We start from the raw sequence: 19,045 nt of genomic DNA, 5'->3' as shown, positions 1-19,045 counted from the left end.
CCTGCCTTTTGTACGGCAAGGCTAATTTGTATTTTTTTGGGTTGACTCTTGCTTTATATATTAAACCGCTGCACGCATTACGGCCCGCCTTGACATTATTTTTTCGATCAGGCCCTGCAAACGGCTCCGATAGTCGCTGCCCAGCCACTTCATATAATTTTTGGTTACCGTACCCAGGCATTTACCGTATTGTTTTATCCTCCAGTCGATCTCTTTATCAAGCGTTTTGGATAATTCCAGCGCCATGCTTACCGTTTCCGCATTGTCTGCACACATGAGTGCGTGTTGCCTAATGGAACTGCGGAGTACTGTCCTTGCTTTTTCTCCTTTCTCTATAGCCGTTTGATAAGCCGCCAACACATCAAAGGATATACCCGCGCTATTGGGAAAACTGTTCCTCATTTCTGCAGGCATCTGATGGATATCATCACTGACCTTCGCCAGTATCTGGTGATAGATTTCTGGGTTTTCAAATACATGTTGCCAGTCGATTGGCGCATCCCATTCTCCGAACCTTTCTGCATTATTGCCCAGGTCGATGATGTTGAATGTTCTTTTGCCGGGCAGACGTCTCGCTCCCCTGCCAATCATCTGGTGGTAAAGTGTAAGGGAGGTTGTTGCACGGTTCAATATCACCGACTGTACCGAAGGTTCATCAAAACCTGTCGTCAAAATGGAAACTGATGTAAGTATAGCGCCTTTTGTTTTTTTAAACCATCTCAATATCTCAACCCGCTCCTCGCCCTCTGTCTGGTTGTCCAGATGGCGGACCGGATAACCTGCCTCCTGGAAAACCTGCAAAACCTTTCGGGAGGTAAATATCCCATTATTGAAAATCAATGTCTTTTTCCCCAGGGAATGTTCCCTGTAAGCATGTACCAAGAGATCCAGCATGGCTTTGGATGAATAAAGTTCATCGGAACTGCTTACCGTAAAATCACCATGAATGCCCCTGTTGAGGGTATTGAGTTCTACCTCATAGCCAAAACTCCTTGGCTTTGCCAAAAAACCGTTTTCGATCAACGAACTTATCGGCTCCCCAAGCACCAGTTCACCATAGAAGTTTTTCATGGGCCTGGATATATCTGCTGAAAATGGGGTTGCTGTTACGCCGATTACTCCGGCTCCCGGAAATTTCTTAAGCAGTTTGTGGAAGGAATTGTGATGGGCTTCATCCACGATCACAAGGCCTACCCCTTCAGTATCGATAAGGCCGTCGTCGATCCTGTGCTTAAGGGTTTCTACCATTGCCACATAACAGTTATAGTAATCTTTTTTAGTTATCCTTTTGACTGTACTGTTCACGACTTTATTAACAACACCCGTATTTTTCAGCGCCAGCGAGGTCTGTTTGCACAACTCCTGCCGATGGGTCAGAACGATAACTTTCTTCCCGTATTTTTTGATAAAACGGTCAGCAATTTCGGAAAAGATCACCGTCTTACCACCACCGGTAGGCAACTGATAGAGCAAACGCGGACTTTCGGTCCTACTTTGCATTTTTTCAAAAAGGGTTTCAATAGCATGCTGCTGATAGGGATATAATTTTCTCGCTGGACCATGCGCAGCCGAAGGGGATAAAATCTGCATGGTGTTACAACCACGGAAGCGGGCTGAAAGTTTTGAGACGAGGAGGGATCACAAAATCTTTATTCATATACATCATGAAACGGATCATCCATAGTCCTGTAACCTGCAAAGCCATGATTCCTGAAATGTTTCCCATTACCACGGTTTTCCAAAACTATTCTTCAAAAGAAACTGTTGAACAAGAGAAACCGGAATATGAAAAACCTACCCTATCCACATACCGTTCTGCCTATCCATCAACGGCAACACGGAATGGGGACAATATCTGGGTAATGAATGCATAGTTCAACCAGCTACCGGGCAGTAACCAGGTTTCCGTAAAAAAATTCGCGATACAAAAAGCTGTTTTTAAATCCACAGCTTCGTAACAACATTAAGCAATGTTAAGTTAGGCAACCGCTATTAGCGGTTGCTTTTCTTTAATCGTTTCAATCCGATCCATTAGCTAATGGTAACAATCAATAATTCTGGTCATAATTCTTTATTCAATCTCCCCTTCAGCGAGCCCCTCCAAAAACCAACCCGATCTGTATTCAAACAGGACCTCCCGATCTCCCGACTCACTGATCACCTTACCTGTAAAGTCATGTGCAATATCTCTTTCCGACTCGAGCACCGCTTTGGCCATTTCCGCATATTCTTCGAGATCAAGGCCATCCCGAATTACATAATATGGCTCTCCGACATCCGTCCAACGCGTTTCCACCAGACCCTCTTCGAATTTGCTTCTATTGGCACCGTCAAGGGCACCACCATCCCGATTTATATTCATAACTATCATTTATTTCTATATGCATCTTATACTATGCTGAAAATCAGCCATATTCCTTCTTCCAGCGCATCTTTTCATCACGGTACCAGTCATTCCCTTCCGCCTTTTTCCAGTAACCATAGAATATCAGGGCAGCCTCTGCCTTTTGTTTCTCACCGGTACCACGCTTTAAAAGGGCATAACCATCTTCTTTATCATATTTGCGGCCACCCTTATAATTAGCATAACGTCTCGAACGGGTATACCCCATCTGAAGGTACTTCCGGGCCAGGTCAGCCCCTACGAAATCTCCATCGTCAATAAATTCCATAAAGCGATTGAAAATTGTCTCTGCGCTTTCCCTGGCAATCTGTGGATCCTTAAAACGCCACAATGGGCCGATTATCGATTTGTAGGGTTCACAAATCAATACGCCCTGTTCCCCTTTTCCAACACGGTACATCTGCGGATGTTCACGGTAATTGATTTCCTTTTTCCAGGGATAACCTTCGATATCGAATCCCAGATAAGAAGGGCGCCTAACCCTGCGGATACCTTTGGCGGATAAAATCTTTTTCATATTCATAGCCATCTACTGCATCATTTGCAGTTATCTCACGACAAGTATCTTTCTGGTCATCTTCTCCATGGTCAGGTTTAACATTACATGCAGAAAATCCGCACCCGTCAGAAAACATACAACCATACAATTATTCATCATCCTGATCTTTTATAGCTGGCGCACTTATTACGCCACAGCCTTCCCGCCGGCACCTTCCTTACCATATGGCCTGTAAGATGGAGAACAGTGTATATAGGGAAAAAGTTTGTCCAATTACTGCCAGAAAGCAAACATTCAGCTTTGCAAGCGGGTTATATCAATATGGAAAATGACCAGCATATAAAAAGAAAAATCAGGACAATAGTCATAACCGGCGCATCCAGTGGTGCTGGAAGGGCCATTGCACTTGCTTTTGCGAGACACGGTGACCACCTAGTTATTGCCTCCCGGAATATCGCTGCACTGGAGGAACTTGCTTCAGAGTGTACAATGTTTGGTGCTGAAGTGAAATGCATCGCATGCGACACCTCACATTACCATCAGGTCCTAAACCTCGCGTCCGCGGCCGCAGATGGAGGAGAAATCGACATTTGGGTCAACAATGCAGGGGTTTTTGCTATCGGAAACTTCGACCAGACCCCCTTGGAAGTGAGCGAACAGGTTATCAGGACCAACCTTCTGGGCTATATGCATGGTGCCCACGCTGTTCTGCCCTATTTTAAAAAGCAGGGATATGGTATCCTGATCAACAATATATCCATAGGCGGTTTTCTTCCGGTTCCCTTCGGAGCAGGTTATTCGGCCGCAAAATTTGGACTGCGCGGTTTTTCTGCCTCATTAAAATCGGAGTTACGGTCCTACCCAAATATACATGTGTGTGACGCCTTTCCAGGTTTTCTGGATACACCCGGTATGCAGCATGCTGCAAACTATACGGGAAAAGTACTCAAACCGGGGCCCTTGGTTTATGACCCAGACCGTCTGGCAATCGAAATACTCAAACTCTCCTTAAATCCAAGGCCTGAGAAAATGGTGGGAAGTTTCGCCTCACTTATGCGCCTTTCCAGTGCATTATTCCCTACCCTGACCACCGCTATAGCAGGTAGCATTATCCGGACCTACCTGAAGCATGCCAAAGCTATTCCCCCTACCAATGGAAACATTTTCTGCACCGTGGAATACGGCAACGCGGTTCATGGGGGATGGGGAATACCCGGAAAACCTAAAGCACACCGCAAATACATAGCGTTGGGGGCTGTAATACTGCTTTCCGCATTGCTAATAAAAAAGAATTCCTAAACGATGCTTAAGGTTATTTTCTTTGGTGACAGCCTGTTTGCAGGCTACGGCTTAAGCGATCCATCCAGGGAATCCATTCCCGCACTGATCGGCGAAAAGCTAAAAAAAAAGGGTTTAAATTACGGCACGATCAATGCTGGCGTTAGCGGTGATACCACCACTTCGGCGTTATCCAGGCTGGACCGGGTATTGAAAGAAGACATGGCTATTTTTATCCTGGAGCTGGGCGCCAACGATTTCCTGCGCGGAATCAACCCTGCCCTGGTCACGGCCAATCTTCAGGCCATAATCAACAAGGTAAAGTCCGCCTGTCCTTCTGCTTCCATATTGCTGCTTGGTATCGAACTTCCCGTTTGGGCCAATGAGGCACACAGCACCGGATATGGGATCATCTTCTCGCAGCTGGCAAAAAAAAATGGGATTGCACTGGTCCCCTCCTTTCTTAAAAACGTTAGCGGCCATCGAGAATTGAATATGCCAGATGGCGTACATCCATTGAAAAAAGGTTACCAGATCGCTGCAGAAAATATCTGGCCTGAATTACACCGGATCATCAGGGAACGGGAAACTGATCAGACAACATAAACCACAGCGTAAACATGTCCAAAAAAGCAAAAATCATTGAGGCGGAAAGAATGGAAACGGCGAAAGCCCTTGAAGCCGAAGGGGACTACGTGCAGGCCATCAAAACCTACAGGTCCATCCTTGCCAAAAATCCGGTTCACCTCCATTCCGCATCCCGACTGCTCATCCTGCTTCGCAAGGGCAAGGACATTAAAGCTGAAATGAAGCTATTGAAGGATCTGATCAGTTCACAGCAGGCACATCTGAAAACCCTTCAGCAAAACTGGATCAGTACTCATCAAAAGGTTGCCGAGGCCCCTTGCCAGCATCCTTGGCCTGCTCGATACCGATGGACAGCCCGGTCAGGCCGACGACACACTCACAAAATGGAAGTCCAGGCTCCAAGGTCTTGAGAAACGCCTGAGCAAACAGGTGGAAAAAAACGGCGCTAAACTTAAGCAAAAAAAGAAACCGAACAGCACTTCTCAGACACCAAATCCCATAGAAGCAGCCCCAAAACGAGGCCGCGAAAACAAAGTCAAAAAAGCTAAGGTCAGGTCCTGAAGGCCTGTTATTATGCTCATCTTTATTTCGCGCATTGTTGATCTCGGGTCCATCTGAGGGCCTTTCAATAAAGTATCATCTACTGGTTGGCTACCTTTAACCGCTCTGCTGCCGGCAATTCCCTCACATTTATTGGCCGGCTGCGTGATGATGGTGCAGGACGGAACACAATCCCAGTTTTAGGCTCCTTCCAACTGTCCCAATATCCCGCCATAAGTAAATGCAAAGGTAACAACACTGACCATTGGCTCTTACCTGACAGGAGCCTGCACTACTGCGGCGATGTTTAAGCTTTTCAAACGGGCATAATAGTGAATATTTTTTTTAGTAAGCACAATAAAAACTATAAAAATACGCTTATTAATTTGAGAGCGTTAATTTAGATTAAACGGGAACCTGTCTTTTGATAGGTTCCCGTTTTCATTTAGAGAGACCGACGGTTGTTTCAGGCATTTCAAACCATATTGATAACTCCCGGCCACCGCATAGCGAAAAAACTGCCTGGCAATGATGGTGTAAATACTCATCTTTTCCCAATTGTGAACTATCTGCAAACCAAAAGTCATCCTTGTTGTTAAAAGACCGTCGATAATGGCAACTAAGCGAGAAACTATGGATCAAAATGAATTCAGCCTGATTGCAGACAAGCATGCATCCGCGCTCCGTTCACATGCGATGAAATTCACCCGGGATGAGGATGAAGCAAAGGACCTTGTACAGGACACCCTGCTTAAAGGGATACGTTTCTGCGCAAATTTTGAAAGGGGTACCAATATAAAAGGATGGTTGTATGTGATCATGCGTAATACCTTTATCAACAATTACCGCAAGGACCAGAAAAAACAGACGCTGATCGTGCAGGAACAAGAGATCACCAGCCCCAGCCTGATAAAAAGCGCTAGCCGGAACTCATCAGGCGCCACCTTTATGATGGAGGACATCCGCAGGGCATTGGCCAGTGTCCCTGAGGTGTACAGTTATCCTTTTCAACGCTATTTCGAAGGTTATAAATACGAGGAAATATCCGCAGAGCTCGATATTCCGCTTGGCACGGTTAAAACCCGCATCCACCAGGCCAGGCTCCTGCTTAAAAAATACCTAAAAACCTATCAGGATGATATAGGGGAATAAACAGGTTTTGCCTGGCTACAATATGGAAAAATCGCTATTACACCCTCACGGGCGCCTAAAAGCAATCGATATAGCCGAAAGAAGAGCTGAAGATATGAACTCCTACAACCCGCTCTATTTCGGGACAGATGATAGATCAGGGATGTCCGTTCCCTCCGGCTGAACCGTAAATCTGCCCGGTTGCAAAGCTGCCTGAATTATCTGCCAGCTGTACATAAATGGAAGCAAGCTCGGCTGGCTGTCCCGGCCGCCCCAATGGCGTTACCTTCCCGAATTCTACAATGGCATCCTGCGGCTGTCCTCCACTGGTCTGCAGCGGCGTCCATACCGGTCCGGGTGCCACCCCGTTAACCCTTATCCCTTTCGGCCCCAATTGCTTGGCTAGTGATTTCACAAAAGCCACATTGGCCGCCTTGGTCTGTGCGTAATCAAAAAGGTTTTCCGAAGGATCATACGCCTGTACAGAACTGGTTGAAATAATCACTGAACCCGGCTCAAGATGTGGCAGAGCTGCTTTGGTAATCCAGAATGGCGCATAAATATTGGTTTTTATGGTCGTGTCAAAATCCTGCGAACTGATATCCAGTAATGAATCGACCGCCTGCTGATGCCCTGCATTATTGACCAGGATATCGATCCCGCCTAATTTTTCCACTGCCCCTGCAACCAGGGACACACAGAATGCCTCTGAGGTAATATCGCCAGGTATCCCGAATCCCTTTCTGCCTGCCTTTTCTATGAGCGCCAATACCTCATCGGCATCGGACTGCTCCTGGGGCAGGTAACCGATCACCACATCTGCTCCTTCCCTCGCATAGGCAATAGCCGCAGCCCGGCCAATCCCTGAATCCCCGCCGGTAATGAGCGCTTTGCGGCCTAAAAGTCTTTCTGATCCTTTATAACTCTCCTCCCCGTGATCCGGAACCGGGTCCATTTTTGATGCAAGTCCCGGTACCGGCTGTGGCTGTTTGCTAAATGGCGGCTGTGGATATTTAGTTCTCGGATCCTGTAAAGGCTGTTTTTTATTTTCAGTCATTTCTTTTTATGTTGTTTATTTCGGCCTTAAACATACTGCCCATATATCCTGGCCATGGATTGTGGGCGGACCTTTAAAAGCTAAAGGCTTTCCCTAAATCCAACATTATAAATCCGGCAATTGTTCTATGGAAAAACAAAAAGCGTGAACCAAACATCCGCCGGAGCAGGATTGTTCCCTCTTACCCACCCTTGTCCCACCGGGAGGATAGGCCCTGTAGTCTTCGTACCAGGATAGAACCGGAATCACATTGCAAGTTCAGAAAACAATCTTTCGCTATATGGGCTTATCATAACATCAATCTTTAAACCATGAAAAATATCTATTTATCCTATTCTCACCCTGCTAGGATGTATTCGGGCAGGGAAAATTTCCGCCCAGCAATTCATCCCGCCCACACACCTGTTCAATCCGGAAAAGCACCCAAAATGAGAATCAATGACTAATTTTTGTCCGGAGGAGTGCAGCATGAATTACTTATTCGCTCTCGTAGATCACATTTCTTGATAAAGGTCAAGAACAAAGCGACTTATTCAGCCCATCGATAGGCGGGATAGGCAAGTGCTTTGTAGTATTTTTGCAGGTCTATCCTACGAACTATGCCCTCATTAACGTCTAACCTTAATGGTACAAAACTGCTTATCAGATATTTCGAATCCTTCAACCGGATCCCGAATGACATGAAACTGGTAGTAGAACGTGAATGTTTAGACATCACTTTCCGGAAGAATAAACATATTTCAAGCCCGCTTGACCTTAAACCAAGCCTCTATTTTATTGTCAAGGGTGCTGTACGGGGTTTTGTCAGGGATGCCGGTGAAGAGATTACAACCTGGCTGGCTACAGAGGGCAATATTGTTGGTTTGACGCTTTTTGACAAACAGTACAACCTGCACGGCCAGCAGTTTATACAGGCATTGGAAACCACACATGCGGTGATCATCCCACACGAACTGATCATGGAACTTTTCACTTTTCCGCAGATGCACCATCTGGCAAGAAACCTGCTGTGGTACCACTACCATGAAGCTGATGAGCGTAATTTTCTCATCCGGATTCCGACTGCGGAAAAGCGCATCCAACGTTTGATCGAAACCTACCCCCATCTTTACCGACGCATCCCCTCAAAACATCTTGCAGGTTTCCTGGGCATTAGGGAAGAGACGCTTAGTCGCTTGAAAGCAAAGATCAACAGGGCCTGATATGTACCGCAATTCAAGCGGAATTACCCTGCCTGATCACATGTTTGCACATGCTCCTGAGATCTACTTCTGGTGGAAAAAGACCTTTAGAATAGGCGGACGATAAAATCACTGTTAAAACTGGCATTGTAAACTTTAAATTCCAGATCGTTTTCCTGTTGAATTATTCGCGGAACAAATTGCGGAAACACCCTCCTAAAGGTAAAAAAGCAGATCCCTGGCTTGCATATCACCAGATAAACTTTTTCACTTTCCATAATAACATCTTGTACTGCCTCTGGCCAGCGGGCTATAATTTTTATCTTTAGTGAATCATAATCAAAGCAATATTCAGGCGCTTGCATGCCACACTCCGGCCTGAATTCACGCTTAGCTACCTTGGGGCTTTTGCGGCTCTTTAAGAGCCCTGTCCGTTTGGCCTTAAAGGTGAATGCTTTTAAAATTCGCCTCAGCCTGTCCCACAAAGGGGATGTGCTTTCTTGAACTTTAAGCTTTGATACGGCAATATAGTATTCACTGCTCAAAGACAGTACCTGCACAGGCTGATCGGATAGAAATTTATTCATGGGATATCAAAGAAATTGTTTAATAAACCATCAAGCGAATAGATTGTTTGAAAAACAGCATCTACATTATTTAGGAAATTTATATATTACTATTTTCATCTTAGGCCCTTCAATCGCAATAATACACTATACAGGAATTGCTGGAATTAACAGGAAATCGATTATTTTTGCTGCACCATGCTTTCATGCTCCGCTGGGTCTGCATTTCGGTGTCCTTGATGGGTTCATGTGGCGCCCCACCAAGCTTCTTCTGCCCTTAGGCAGGCGATTGGGATGAGATCTGCATGATCCTGTAACCCTGCAAAAGAGGAAAAGTGGTGTCCACTCACAAAATCCATTTTAGCAAAACCTGGTTAACCACTCGGGTGTTGCATAGCATAGAGTAAGTGAAATATGGTAGAAAAAGCAAAAGAGAATATGATCATCATCCGCGGCGCAAGGGAGCATAACCTCAAGAATATCAGTCTTGACATTCCAAGAGATCAGCTTGTGGTCTTTACCGGAGTGTCAGGATCAGGTAAATCTTCACTCGCCTTTGGAACACTATACGCTGAGGCCCAGCGCAGGTATCTCGAATCGGTATCCCCTTATGCCCGAAGGTTGTTCAATCAGATGAGCGTACCGGAGGTAGACTCAATTGACGGGCTTCCACCAGCTGTTGCACTTCAGCAGCAGCGCGGAGGAGCAAGTACCCGCTCTTCAGTCGGAAGTGTGACCACCCTTTCCAACCTTCTGCGTATGTTATATTCCAGGGCCGGTGATTATCCAAAAGGGCAGTCTATCATTTATGCTGAGGGGTTCTCGGCCAATACCCCGCAAGGCGCATGTCCTGAGTGTCACGGATTGGGCAGTGTATTTGAGGTAACCGAAAAAACCATGGTCCCAGATCCCAGCCTTACCATTCGTGAACGTGCGGTTGCCTCCTGGCCCCTCGCCTGGCAGGGGCAGAACCAGCGGGATATCCTGGTATCGATGGGATATAATGTCGATATCCCGTGGAGAGATCTTCCGGCAAAAGAACGTGAATGGATACTCTTCACAATGGAAACCCCAACTGTTCCTGTTTATCCTGGATTATCTCCAGAAGAGACTGCGAAAGCCATAAAAAATAAGAAGACTCCGGATTATATGGGGACTTTTATCGGTGCGAAGCCCTATGTACTTAAGACGTTTTCTTCGAGCCAGTCTGAACTGATGAAAAAAAGGGTAAGCCAATACATGATCAGTGCTCCCTGCCCACTGTGCCTGGGTAAGAGGCTTAGAAAAGAATCGCTTTCTGTCACCTTCGATGGAAAGGATATTGCGGTACTTTCTGGATTGTCGCTATCCGAACTTTCGGTCATTTTCCAAAAATATGCGTCTGTTCAAAAAGGACAGCAGTCCGAGAAAGAGATCGTCACGCAGCGGATCTGCGCGGACATTCTTTCCCGTATAGAAGTGATGCTGGAGCTCGGGCTGGGTTACCTGAGCCTGGAACGAACCACGCCAACCTTATCTCCCGGAGAACTCCAACGATTAAGACTGGCTACCCAGGTCCATTCCAATCTCTTTGGCGTAATCTATGTTCTGGACGAACCCTCAGCCGGGCTCCATCCTTCAGATACAATGGCACTGTTGGGTATCCTGGACAAACTTAAAAATGCGGGAAACAGTATTTTTGTCGTTGAGCATGAGATCGAGGTCATCAAACATGCAGACTGGATCGTCGATGTCGGGCCGGGCGCCGGGGAGAACGGAGGCCATATTCTGTATAGCGGTACCCCACATGGCCTGAAAGGTATAAGCCAATCGACTACCGCCTCATTTTTATTTAATGATAAAGCTCCCGCCATCAATACACCCAGAAAGGCCACAGGCCAACTGAGCGTTTCAGGGGTATACCGTCATAACCTAAAAAATGTGGCTATTGATTTCCCGATCGGCATGCTCACCTGTGTCACCGGGATATCCGGATCCGGAAAAAGCAGTCTGGTCAGTCAGGTTCTTGTTGAACTGGTTGCAAATGGATTAGGCCAGAAAATAGATACAGGCGTCGAAGCTGTTGAAGGACCGGAATCGACGGCCATTGCACCGGTTAAGGGGACGATATCAGGCGGATTGTCTCAGATTACCCGGCTGGTTGTGGTGGACCAACGGCCAATAGGCCGCACGCCAAGATCGAACCTGGCAACCTATACAGGGCTGTTCGATCAGGTGCGAAAGCGTTTTGCAGATACCGCGCTCGCCAGGAAACGCAGATACGACGCAGGCCGTTTTTCTTTCAACGTAGCAAAGGGAAGATGCCTGCACTGCGTTGGTGAAGGTTTTGTGATGGTTGAGCTCTTATTTCTACCGAGCGTATATACTCCCTGCCCAACCTGCAGTGGATCACGGTACAATCCCGCAACCCTTGAGGTCACCTATAAGGATAAAAACATCGCCCAGATACTGGAAATGACGGTCGATCAGGCATGCCATTTTTTTGATGAGGATCCTGCTGTCTACCGCGCACTTGATATCGTAAGGGAGGTCGGTCTTGGCTACCTCAGGCTCGGACAGGCGGCAACAGAACTCTCCGGTGGTGAGGCGCAGCGGATTAAACTGGCTACCGAACTTCAGAAAAGCCAGAAAGGATCTTCACTTTATATCCTGGACGAGCCCACTACGGGGCTCCATCCCTCGGATGTAGAACGGTTACTGGTCCAGCTCAACAGATTAGCTGATGCAGGTAATACTGTTGTTGTGGTTGAACATGACATGCAGGTCATTGCACAAAGCGACTGGGTCATTGATATCGGCCCGGGAGCAGGTGAGAAAGGTGGCAGTATCGTATATAGCGGTAGCGTTGAAGGCCTCATAAACTGCAAAGAAAGCAAGACAGCACCATTTCTTTCCGCATACCTCAGAAAGTAAGCTTAAGTACAAAACTGATTATTGGCGCCTGAGGTTAGAAAATGCAGCTAAATACAAAATAAAACACGACAAACCAATCAATTGACCATTGTTTCCAAAGTGCAAATGGCAATGATATGGATAATTATGTAGCCGACATTGCAGAACTCACAGCGGCGCTCAATTTGAAAGATGCCATTCACATTGGCCACTCAACCGGTGGTAGTGAAGTAGTCCGTTATGTTGCGAAACATGGCAAAGGCCGGGTTGCAAAAGCAGTATTGATTAGTGCGGTAGCGCCAATTATGATCCAGAATGAAAGCAATCCGGAAGGTGTGCCATTGCCGAAATCCCCAGTTTAGCCAAAGATATGGAACCAGCCTATTGAGAATAGCTGCATACCGATATCCTATACGATGGCCCAGACTTGCATCGATCAGTAGCCTTTTTTCAGCACCGGAGAGTTCAAACATAACTGTAATACATCGATAACAGATTTTGTTTTGGATCAGGTTGGGTTTTCCCACCATGCCGACCGTCCCCCATTCATCGGTCTATTTCCACCCTGGTGCCCGGTCCGAAAACCTGATCGGCCGCTCGCTGGAGGTATGGCTAAGAAAGGCAGCTAATTGATCTTGATATAAGCTTACAAAAGCCCTAGGTTTATTTATTGATCATTAAACTAAACAGCGGTAAAAGCACGAATTTAATAAAATTCATCGAGAAATTATCTTTTATCCATAGCATAGATCTGCTTTCTTTTAGCCTACGGCGCTATGACGGGAAAAATAAAAAAAGAAAGTGTTGTCAACGAACCGATCACAACTTTTTGAGCCGGGCAGCGTATTTAAGAGAAACGGGTTAGGCTAAGCTATTATCGGTGAAACGTTGCGAATATATTATATCCATTTTTGAAGAGGGGGTTACTCTAAAAAGAGCAACCCAGTCCATTTCATATTTGACTCATTACAAACCAATTAAACTGATTTATAATGATCTAGCTAAAAGTTAAAAAGATTACTCTAAAGCAAAAGCCTCCCACCCAGCAATTGTAGCCCTGTTGCATTTCATTACCGATTGTCCATCTTCAGAAGAAATGTATTTGCCATTATTTCCTTTAAGGGAAATTTTCCCGTTAGCGTTTACCACCCAATCGAATTTTTCCCAATCGCTGATTGTTGTCCGGTTGCAGGTTATCCCTGTAGTAGCGCCATTTTCTGAGGATACATATTTGTTCATACTTCGCAAGGCGATTTTCCCACCACCGGCATCAATAATGGTAAAAGTTTCCCAGTCAGAAGCACTTGCGCGATTACATCTCATTGGTACTTCCCCATTTTCGCCGGAAACAAACAGGTTATTGGGACCTTTTAATTTTACGGTCTGACCAATGGGTGGCTCAGCCTGTATCTGCAAGCTACCAAGTTCCAGCCAGCCATTTTTAAAGTTGCCGGTTACGGCAAGCGCAATCCCAGGTTTGTTTGCATTTGTTTTATCAATAATGGCTACCCCCCATTTATAACTACCAGCTGGCAGATTGATTGCCGGAGTTGTAAAGTTATAAGTAATGGGATTATCTTTCAGCCACTTAGATGGCTCACCATTTTCATCTATACAAAGTTTTTTGACTACACCGGCAGTATCCAGAATGGCAAAGGCCACTTTATACTTATAATTCCACTGAGGAATGTTATTAGGGCAGTAGCCCCAACCCATGTTTCTCCAGCGATGGATCAGTGTAGCCGTAGCCCCGTTGGCAATCGCATTTGGCAACGAAACTTCATCGGGATACAGCCGGTAGCCTCCTTCCGCATTGAAGCGTTGTACCAGAGGAAAGCTGGTTTGAAACCAGGAAGCGGTTTCGCCCACCCTGAAGTCCATCATATTTACCGCAGCTTCTGCCGATCTGTCAAATTCACCTTTTCTAACATCTTCAGGATGCCCTTCCCGATATTGGCCACTCGAGTCAATCCAGTATCGGTGTGTACCGCTCACAATCCACCCTCCTTCCATAATAATCGGGCGTTTATGTTTCCAGGTTGCCGCAAAGTTCTTCTCCCAGCTTTGATAGTAATCGGTCATACCAAAGGCGTCATGCCTTAAACTATATCCCTGATTGATTGCTTTTACCAGCAAAGCATTACTATTTACGTTTGCTGCACCCCAGCTCGTTGGATGTCCGATGAGTCTGTGATAGTTGATCACTAGCGGTACTTTGGTAAAAGTCCTGTTGTATAGTGCCATGATCCAGTCCAATACCTCTTCCTTTACTGATTCTGTTTGTGCTGCCGTTAATACCCCAGGGGCTGCATATACGGTATTATGTGCTTCTCCCCATTTGCCTAAACCATATGCATCGATAAAAGAGGTACGAACAGGATCATTAAAATCCTTGGCGAGTTCTTCAATGAAAGTGGTATAATATTGTCTAAAAATCGGATCCTGGGGAAAGGGAGTTTTCTGTGCCGGTACTGCAGGGTTTGACAACCAATACTGAGCACCAGCAGTGAACACGAAGGCTGGGGTATTTTCTCCCTGGTCACGTCCATCTACCACAATTCGCAATGCGATGGGCAAACCTCTTGTTTTAACGCCATTGATTAATTTACCTATCTGAGAGTTAAGGTCTCTCCAGGCATAAACGCCAGGACTGGGATTAAGCGATCTCCAACTGGTGCGAATGTAACAGGCAGAAGCGTAATCAATTGCCTTCACGTTTGCACCCAATTCGGGAACAAAAAACTGACTATCCCAAAAGGTATCGGTAGCATCACGCTTCCCATACATTACCCACCCGTTTAGCGGGTTTCGCAATACCACGGTACTGTTGTACACAGGCGTGATCACTACATTATTGGCGGCACCAACAACAGCCATTTTTCTGGGCCCGGTACTGAAGGTTTCGGAAAGATCTTCTTCTACCTTTTTGGAGCAGGAAAGTGATTGCAAACATAGAAAGGCCAACAACGCGGCCCTTCCGGTTCGCTCGAAAATTAGTTTTTTCATGGTCATAAACATTAAATTTTAGATTTAAAAGTTCGTTAGATTGATGCGGCACTGATTTTGAAAACTCAAGGCAATAGCTTGCCTTTTCGCTAAATTGAATGCGCATCATTGGCTACCTGAATAAGGGAATGACATAAAGAGACATTACAGATTAGCGGAAAGATCGTCGACAAATCTTTATTTCGAATCAGAATGACGGGTTAAAAAGTAGGTGCCCAAGTAAACTGTCTACTTCGGATATGAAAAGCGCTGTGCACGTTTTTAATCCACCGCGCATGGATTTTATCTACGTGTAAGTTCCTTCCATTTCACCTTGCGCTCCATTTAATGGAATTTAAGATAATGGCTCATAAGAATATAATTTGGTTGAGATAAAAATACACAGATAGGCGTTCGGGAGGGTTCGTTTTTGTCCGAAAATGGTTCAATTTTGTACAAAGTGGTGAAACATTGGGATATAAGTGGTTATAATCGTAAGAAATAACTGCAAAGCATGCAAAGTTTTACCACAGAGGGCGCAGAGTGAAGGCATGGTGCACACAGTGTTGGATCCATAAAGTCTCGGGATTCGTTTTAACGCTAAACACATTTCGATTCGCCCCAAAAACCTCAACTCCCCTTAACTTCTTATGTTTATCTAACCGCAAAGCACGCAAAGTTTTACCTCAGTGGACGCTGAGTGAAGGCACAGTGGACACAGAGTTGGATCCACAGCCAAACCTTAACTCCCCTAACTTCTTAATGTTTACTTAACTGCAAAGCAGGCAGAGTTTTAACGCAATGGACGCAGAGCTAAATTAACAAAAACCACATGTCATGTTTCACCATATAACAGTGCGTATGGTTAAGAAAAACAAAAAACGGAGATGCTTTACAGCATACCTCCGTTAACTAAAACTAACCAACTTTCTTTAGATCAAACAATATAAAACACTACAAATAAAGACCTTACAACAGCACCCCGCCAAACCTCATGGTATACAATAGAGATTGGCAAAGCGTATAAAATTTGTCCAATCATAAACATTGAGGTCATGTTTCCCTTCCCTTAAGTGGTAAGCCATAGCCGAGTTAATAATTGGACTGTTTACTGCTGGCATCTCCTTCGGCAGACTAACTTTCTTTCGATAGAGATCATAAACAGGCTTGGCATGTACCAATGAAAGAAATGAGCCATAGGGATCTGCCCATCGATCTTCAGTAGCGTTAGTGGTATAAACAGGTCGTGGAGCAATCAAACCAATGAGCATGTGCTGATCTACGGGGAGGCTGTTTACATCGTTACTATATTTTTTGTAATTGTTGTTAAACCAGTAACCAAATTGTTTATTGATCAGGCTTATGGTTTCGCCATATTTACGCCTGGCAAGTGATGCACCTGTACTTCCGGAGCAACTGCTGAATACCATAGCAAACCGTTGATCCTGAGCTGCGGCCCACAGAGCTGTTTTACCACCTCGTGAATGCCCCACCAGGGCAACATGATTAAAATCAATTTCTATATCTGTTTTAAAGTAATCCATCACCCTGCTGGCGGCCCAGGCCCAAACGCCAATGGCCTTCATACCATTGTCTTTTTCCAGTTCTGCAGGAAACAGTTGTTTTAATACGCCATTTTGATAGCTGTCCTTACGGTCGGGAGCCACATCCGAATGATGAAAGGCAGCAATGGCGTAACCACTGTCGATGACCATTTCTGCAGGCCAAAAAGTGCTCTTTTCTATTCTTGCCGGATCTGTATTTTTGCTACTGCGGTTGTTAATCAGTAAGAATACCGGAGCAGGTGTTTTGCGCTTGTTGGGAATAAAGAGTACTACCGGAAAGGATACCGAATGGCCACCGTTCCAGGCCGTAATTTTTATTTCTTTCAAATGTGCTTTTCCTGCCATGGCATCAGCTTTTTCATTGGTGACAACAAACTTTAAACTGTCGAAACTGCCAGGTGTTTTTCCATAAACATGTTCTTCAAACAGGGCTAAAAGCTCTGGTCTACGTTTCTTTTCCCATGTAGCGGTATTTTTTACCTTTTCTCCCTTTGCAGTAAGAAGTATACTAGGTAAGGTATAGGTTGGAACGGTACTTTCATCATAATTAACGATTTCTCCCATAAACTTATCTGTTTTCTGCGCATATAAGCCTGCTGAAAGAAAATTTAGCCCAATCAAGCAGATTACTGCTTTTTTCATCCAATAGCTGATAAGCAATCTGCCTTTAGGAGCGAAGGATTCTAATCTTATCATCATTATCAATAACCAGGATTTTGAATGAGTTTATTTGCCTTATTGATTTCAGTTTGCTGAAAAGGATACCAATAGTTCTTGCTGCTGAAGATTCTGTTTTCAATTACAAATGGGCTATAAGTGAGCGCCGTACCGACCTTAGTAATTTTCATTCCTCTAACCGATCCATTAAAATTGCTCTCCCCATCTTTCCAACGCCGCACATCGAAAAACCGTTGTTCTTCGAAACACAATTCTACCCGGCGTTCATTTTTAATCCGATCACGCATTTGCGATTGTGTTAATCCGGCCAGCGCAGGCATACCTGCACGGTTACGTACAGCATTTATTGCCGTATAAACCTCTGAATTCGGACCTCCAAATTCGTTCAGGGCTTCTGCATAGATGAGTAAAATTTCTGCATAACGAAACAATACCCAGGGCCTTCTTACGCTTGTGGTACCCGTGATGTTGTAAGTGGCGTTACCACTTAAAAACTTCCGAAGGTAATAACCGGATTTGGTACTGTTTACATTGGAAGGAACATTGTCACGTCCGCCTTCATAAGTTTCCACTGCCCGGGTTAGGCTTCCTGTTTTAAAATTTGCCCCATTGTAAACTATAAACTGGTTTAAACGTGAATCTCTATTTGCATAGGGGTTTTGCGGATCATAGCCTGATGTAGGGTCGGTAATGGGTTTGCCATTGGTCATTTCAAAAGCATCGACCAAATTCTGTGTAGGGTTTGTTCTGCCCAATCCGCCAGTGAAGCTAATGGGCGCATTATTTGCCTCAATTGCATTGGTATTGCTTGCCGGTGTAGCAAATATGACCTCGTTGTTGTAAGAGGTTGCAGCAGTGGTATAGTCCCACAGGTTCGGAAACAAGGCCGCACTTAATAAACTATGTTTGTTTAAATCGATCAAATCCTTTGCTGCATTTGCTGCAATTTGCCAGCGTTGCAGATCGTTGCCGGGGTTATATTGCGGACTTGCATAAACCAGCAGGGTTTTAGCTTTTAGCGCCATTCCCGCAGCTTTTGTAGCACGCCCATAATTGGCGGCATCCCAATCCTTGGTAGAAGCCGCAGGAATCTGATTGATTGCCGAGTCGCAATCTTTAACAATTTGTTTGACCACATCATCAACAGAATTGCGGGGGATATTGAGGTCTTCTACCGGTGAAAAGGACCGGGTGGCAAGGACAATTCCACCATATCTTTTAAACAATTCGTAATGAAATAAACCCCTCAGGAAAAAGGCTTCTCCTCTTAATCCGCGAAGATCGCTTGCCGGAAAGATCACCGCCGTGGGCGATCGTTCGAGAAAGGTATTAACCACCCATAAGCCGTTATAAAGATTGGTATACTGCTCATCAAAGGTCCTTAAACTGCTCCAATTGCCATTATTAAAAATATTTACGTTGCTGTTTAGATTTGAATTTACCGCTTCATCACTTCCGCTGGCCATTAACGCCCCTGAGCCATCAACATTGTACCTGGGCAGCATATAATTATAACCGTTATTTAAATATTCCCGCACTCGCCTGTCGGTATTCCAGATCGCTTCTTCATTCACGGGGCCTTCACTGTAGGATGGCTCAAAGAATTCATCCTTGCAAGCGGCAAAGCTCATCAGCAAAACGGCCAAAACGATGTGCATGCCATATATTTTCTTTTTCATCT

15 protein-coding genes and 1 pseudogene are annotated in these 19,045 nt (G+C 45.3%); 8 read left to right on the top strand and 8 right to left on the bottom strand.

The genetic code is table 11. The annotated features are described in order from the left end of the window. Positions 1-60 precede the first annotated feature (60 nt). Positions 61-1,590 (bottom strand): DEAD/DEAH box helicase, encoded by a 1,530-nt coding sequence (locus U859_RS0122085; protein WP_025145465.1) that lies wholly within the window; start codon positions 1,588-1,590, stop codon positions 61-63. 74 nt (positions 1,591-1,664) lie between these two features. Here U859_RS0122085 and U859_RS0122080 point away from each other — a divergent pair, with 74 nt between their 5' ends. Then, positions 1,665-1,874, top strand: a complete 210-nt coding sequence (locus U859_RS0122080; RefSeq protein WP_025145464.1) for a hypothetical protein — start codon at positions 1,665-1,667, stop codon at positions 1,872-1,874. Between the two features lie 197 nt (positions 1,875-2,071). Here U859_RS0122080 and U859_RS0122075 read toward each other — a convergent pair whose 3' ends face one another. Both U859_RS0122075 and U859_RS0122070 read right to left on the bottom strand, forming a co-directional pair. Next, positions 2,072-2,362: a hypothetical protein gene (locus U859_RS0122075; RefSeq protein ID WP_162800011.1), complete on the bottom strand. Its 291-nt coding sequence runs from the start codon at positions 2,360-2,362 to the stop codon at positions 2,072-2,074. Positions 2,363-2,405: 43 nt separating this feature from the next. Then, the gene (locus U859_RS0122070) at positions 2,406-2,921 is read right to left on the bottom strand and encodes a DUF4385 domain-containing protein (protein WP_051584757.1); all 516 of its coding nucleotides are present in this window, start codon (positions 2,919-2,921) and stop codon (positions 2,406-2,408) included. A gap of 303 nt (positions 2,922-3,224) precedes the next feature. On the opposite strand from U859_RS0122070, the gene U859_RS0122065 reads away from it, so the two are divergent. The 4 genes from U859_RS0122065 (at position 3,225) to U859_RS0122045 (ending at position 6,461) form a co-directional block, all read left to right on the top strand. Beyond that, positions 3,225-4,202 (top strand): SDR family oxidoreductase, encoded by a 978-nt coding sequence (locus tag U859_RS0122065; RefSeq protein WP_029986044.1) that lies wholly within the window; start codon positions 3,225-3,227, stop codon positions 4,200-4,202. Between the two features lie 3 nt (positions 4,203-4,205). Continuing rightward, positions 4,206-4,787 carry an arylesterase gene (locus U859_RS0122060; protein WP_025145460.1) on the top strand — a complete coding sequence of 194 codons (582 nt, stop codon included), beginning with the start codon at positions 4,206-4,208 and terminating at the stop codon, positions 4,785-4,787. Positions 4,788-4,801: 14 nt separating this feature from the next. Further along, positions 4,802-5,179, top strand: a complete 378-nt coding sequence (locus U859_RS0122055; protein ID WP_025145459.1) for a hypothetical protein — start codon at positions 4,802-4,804, stop codon at positions 5,177-5,179. A gap of 742 nt (positions 5,180-5,921) precedes the next feature. Further along, positions 5,922-6,461, top strand: coding sequence for a sigma-70 family RNA polymerase sigma factor (locus tag U859_RS0122045; RefSeq protein WP_316931582.1), 540 nt, complete (start codon positions 5,922-5,924; stop codon positions 6,459-6,461). Between the two features lie 136 nt (positions 6,462-6,597). On the opposite strand, the gene U859_RS0122040 is transcribed toward U859_RS0122045, so the two are convergent. Next, entirely contained in the window at positions 6,598-7,497 is a 900-nt protein-coding gene (locus U859_RS0122040) for an SDR family oxidoreductase (protein ID WP_025145457.1), read from the bottom strand. Positions 7,498-8,096: 599 nt separating this feature from the next. Between U859_RS0122040 and U859_RS0122035 the strand changes: the two genes are divergently transcribed. Further along, positions 8,097-8,699: a Crp/Fnr family transcriptional regulator gene (locus U859_RS0122035; RefSeq protein ID WP_025145456.1), complete on the top strand. Its 603-nt coding sequence runs from the start codon at positions 8,097-8,099 to the stop codon at positions 8,697-8,699. Positions 8,700-8,785: 86 nt separating this feature from the next. Here the strand turns inward: U859_RS0122035 and U859_RS0122030 are convergent, their stop codons facing one another. Next, entirely contained in the window at positions 8,786-9,265 is a 480-nt protein-coding gene (locus tag U859_RS0122030; RefSeq protein ID WP_025145455.1) for a hypothetical protein, read from the bottom strand. 393 nt (positions 9,266-9,658) lie between these two features. Between U859_RS0122030 and U859_RS0122020 the strand changes: the two genes are divergently transcribed. Together U859_RS0122020 and U859_RS0122015 are read left to right on the top strand one after the other, a co-directional pair. Then, positions 9,659-12,157 (top strand): excinuclease ABC subunit UvrA, encoded by a 2,499-nt coding sequence (locus U859_RS0122020; RefSeq protein ID WP_025145453.1) that lies wholly within the window; start codon positions 9,659-9,661, stop codon positions 12,155-12,157. Between the two features lie 104 nt (positions 12,158-12,261). Beyond that, positions 12,262-12,477 (top strand): annotated as a pseudogene (locus tag U859_RS0122015) (alpha/beta fold hydrolase); the annotation flags it as partial. Positions 12,478-13,153: 676 nt separating this feature from the next. On the opposite strand, the gene U859_RS0122010 reads toward U859_RS0122015, so the two are convergent. The 3 genes from U859_RS0122010 to U859_RS0122000 all read right to left on the bottom strand — a co-directional run bounded on the left by U859_RS0122010 (position 13,154) and on the right by U859_RS0122000 (position 19,043). Further along, positions 13,154-15,142 carry a DUF4832 domain-containing protein gene (locus U859_RS0122010; protein ID WP_205314431.1) on the bottom strand — a complete coding sequence of 663 codons (1,989 nt, stop codon included), beginning with the start codon at positions 15,140-15,142 and terminating at the stop codon, positions 13,154-13,156. A gap of 971 nt (positions 15,143-16,113) precedes the next feature. After that, a complete protein-coding gene (locus U859_RS0122005; RefSeq protein WP_025145450.1) occupies positions 16,114-17,328 on the bottom strand; it encodes an acetylxylan esterase in 1,215 nt (404 codons plus the stop codon). 59 nt (positions 17,329-17,387) lie between these two features. Continuing rightward, positions 17,388-19,043: a RagB/SusD family nutrient uptake outer membrane protein gene (locus tag U859_RS0122000; protein ID WP_205314430.1), complete on the bottom strand. Its 1,656-nt coding sequence runs from the start codon at positions 19,041-19,043 to the stop codon at positions 17,388-17,390. Between the last annotated feature and the right edge of the window lie 2 nt (positions 19,044-19,045).

The sequence above is a fragment of the Pedobacter jeongneungensis genome (genome assembly GCF_000633455.1).
Taxonomy (GTDB): Bacteria; Bacteroidota; Bacteroidia; order Sphingobacteriales; family Sphingobacteriaceae; genus Pedobacter; species Pedobacter jeongneungensis_A.
The sequence above is the reverse complement of the archived record's forward strand: the minus strand, read 5'-3'. Positions and strand labels throughout refer to the sequence as shown.

Bases quoted from the DNA above. Each gene is read 5' to 3' on its own strand.
- U859_RS0122085 (WP_025145465.1), bottom strand. From the start codon at position 1,590: ATGCAGATTTTATCCCCTTCGGCTGCGCATGGTCCAGCGAGAAAATTA.
- U859_RS0122080 (WP_025145464.1), top strand. From the start codon at position 1,665: ATGAAACGGATCATCCATAGTCCTGTAACCTGCAAAGCCATGATTCCT.
- U859_RS0122075 (WP_162800011.1), bottom strand. From the start codon at position 2,362: ATGAATATAAATCGGGATGGTGGTGCCCTTGACGGTGCCAATAGAAGC.
- U859_RS0122070 (WP_051584757.1), bottom strand. From the start codon at position 2,921: ATGAAAAAGATTTTATCCGCCAAAGGTATCCGCAGGGTTAGGCGCCCT.
- U859_RS0122065 (WP_029986044.1), top strand. From the start codon at position 3,225: ATGGAAAATGACCAGCATATAAAAAGAAAAATCAGGACAATAGTCATA.
- U859_RS0122060 (WP_025145460.1), top strand. From the start codon at position 4,206: ATGCTTAAGGTTATTTTCTTTGGTGACAGCCTGTTTGCAGGCTACGGC.
- U859_RS0122055 (WP_025145459.1), top strand. From the start codon at position 4,802: ATGTCCAAAAAAGCAAAAATCATTGAGGCGGAAAGAATGGAAACGGCG.
- U859_RS0122045 (WP_316931582.1), top strand. From the start codon at position 5,922: ATGGCAACTAAGCGAGAAACTATGGATCAAAATGAATTCAGCCTGATT.
- U859_RS0122040 (WP_025145457.1), bottom strand. From the start codon at position 7,497: ATGACTGAAAATAAAAAACAGCCTTTACAGGATCCGAGAACTAAATAT.
- U859_RS0122035 (WP_025145456.1), top strand. From the start codon at position 8,097: ATGCCCTCATTAACGTCTAACCTTAATGGTACAAAACTGCTTATCAGA.
- U859_RS0122030 (WP_025145455.1), bottom strand. From the start codon at position 9,265: ATGAATAAATTTCTATCCGATCAGCCTGTGCAGGTACTGTCTTTGAGC.
- U859_RS0122020 (WP_025145453.1), top strand. From the start codon at position 9,659: ATGGTAGAAAAAGCAAAAGAGAATATGATCATCATCCGCGGCGCAAGG.
- U859_RS0122010 (WP_205314431.1), bottom strand. From the start codon at position 15,142: ATGAAAAAACTAATTTTCGAGCGAACCGGAAGGGCCGCGTTGTTGGCC.
- U859_RS0122005 (WP_025145450.1), bottom strand. From the start codon at position 17,328: ATGAAAAAAGCAGTAATCTGCTTGATTGGGCTAAATTTTCTTTCAGCA.
- U859_RS0122000 (WP_205314430.1), bottom strand. From the start codon at position 19,043: ATGAAAAAGAAAATATATGGCATGCACATCGTTTTGGCCGTTTTGCTG.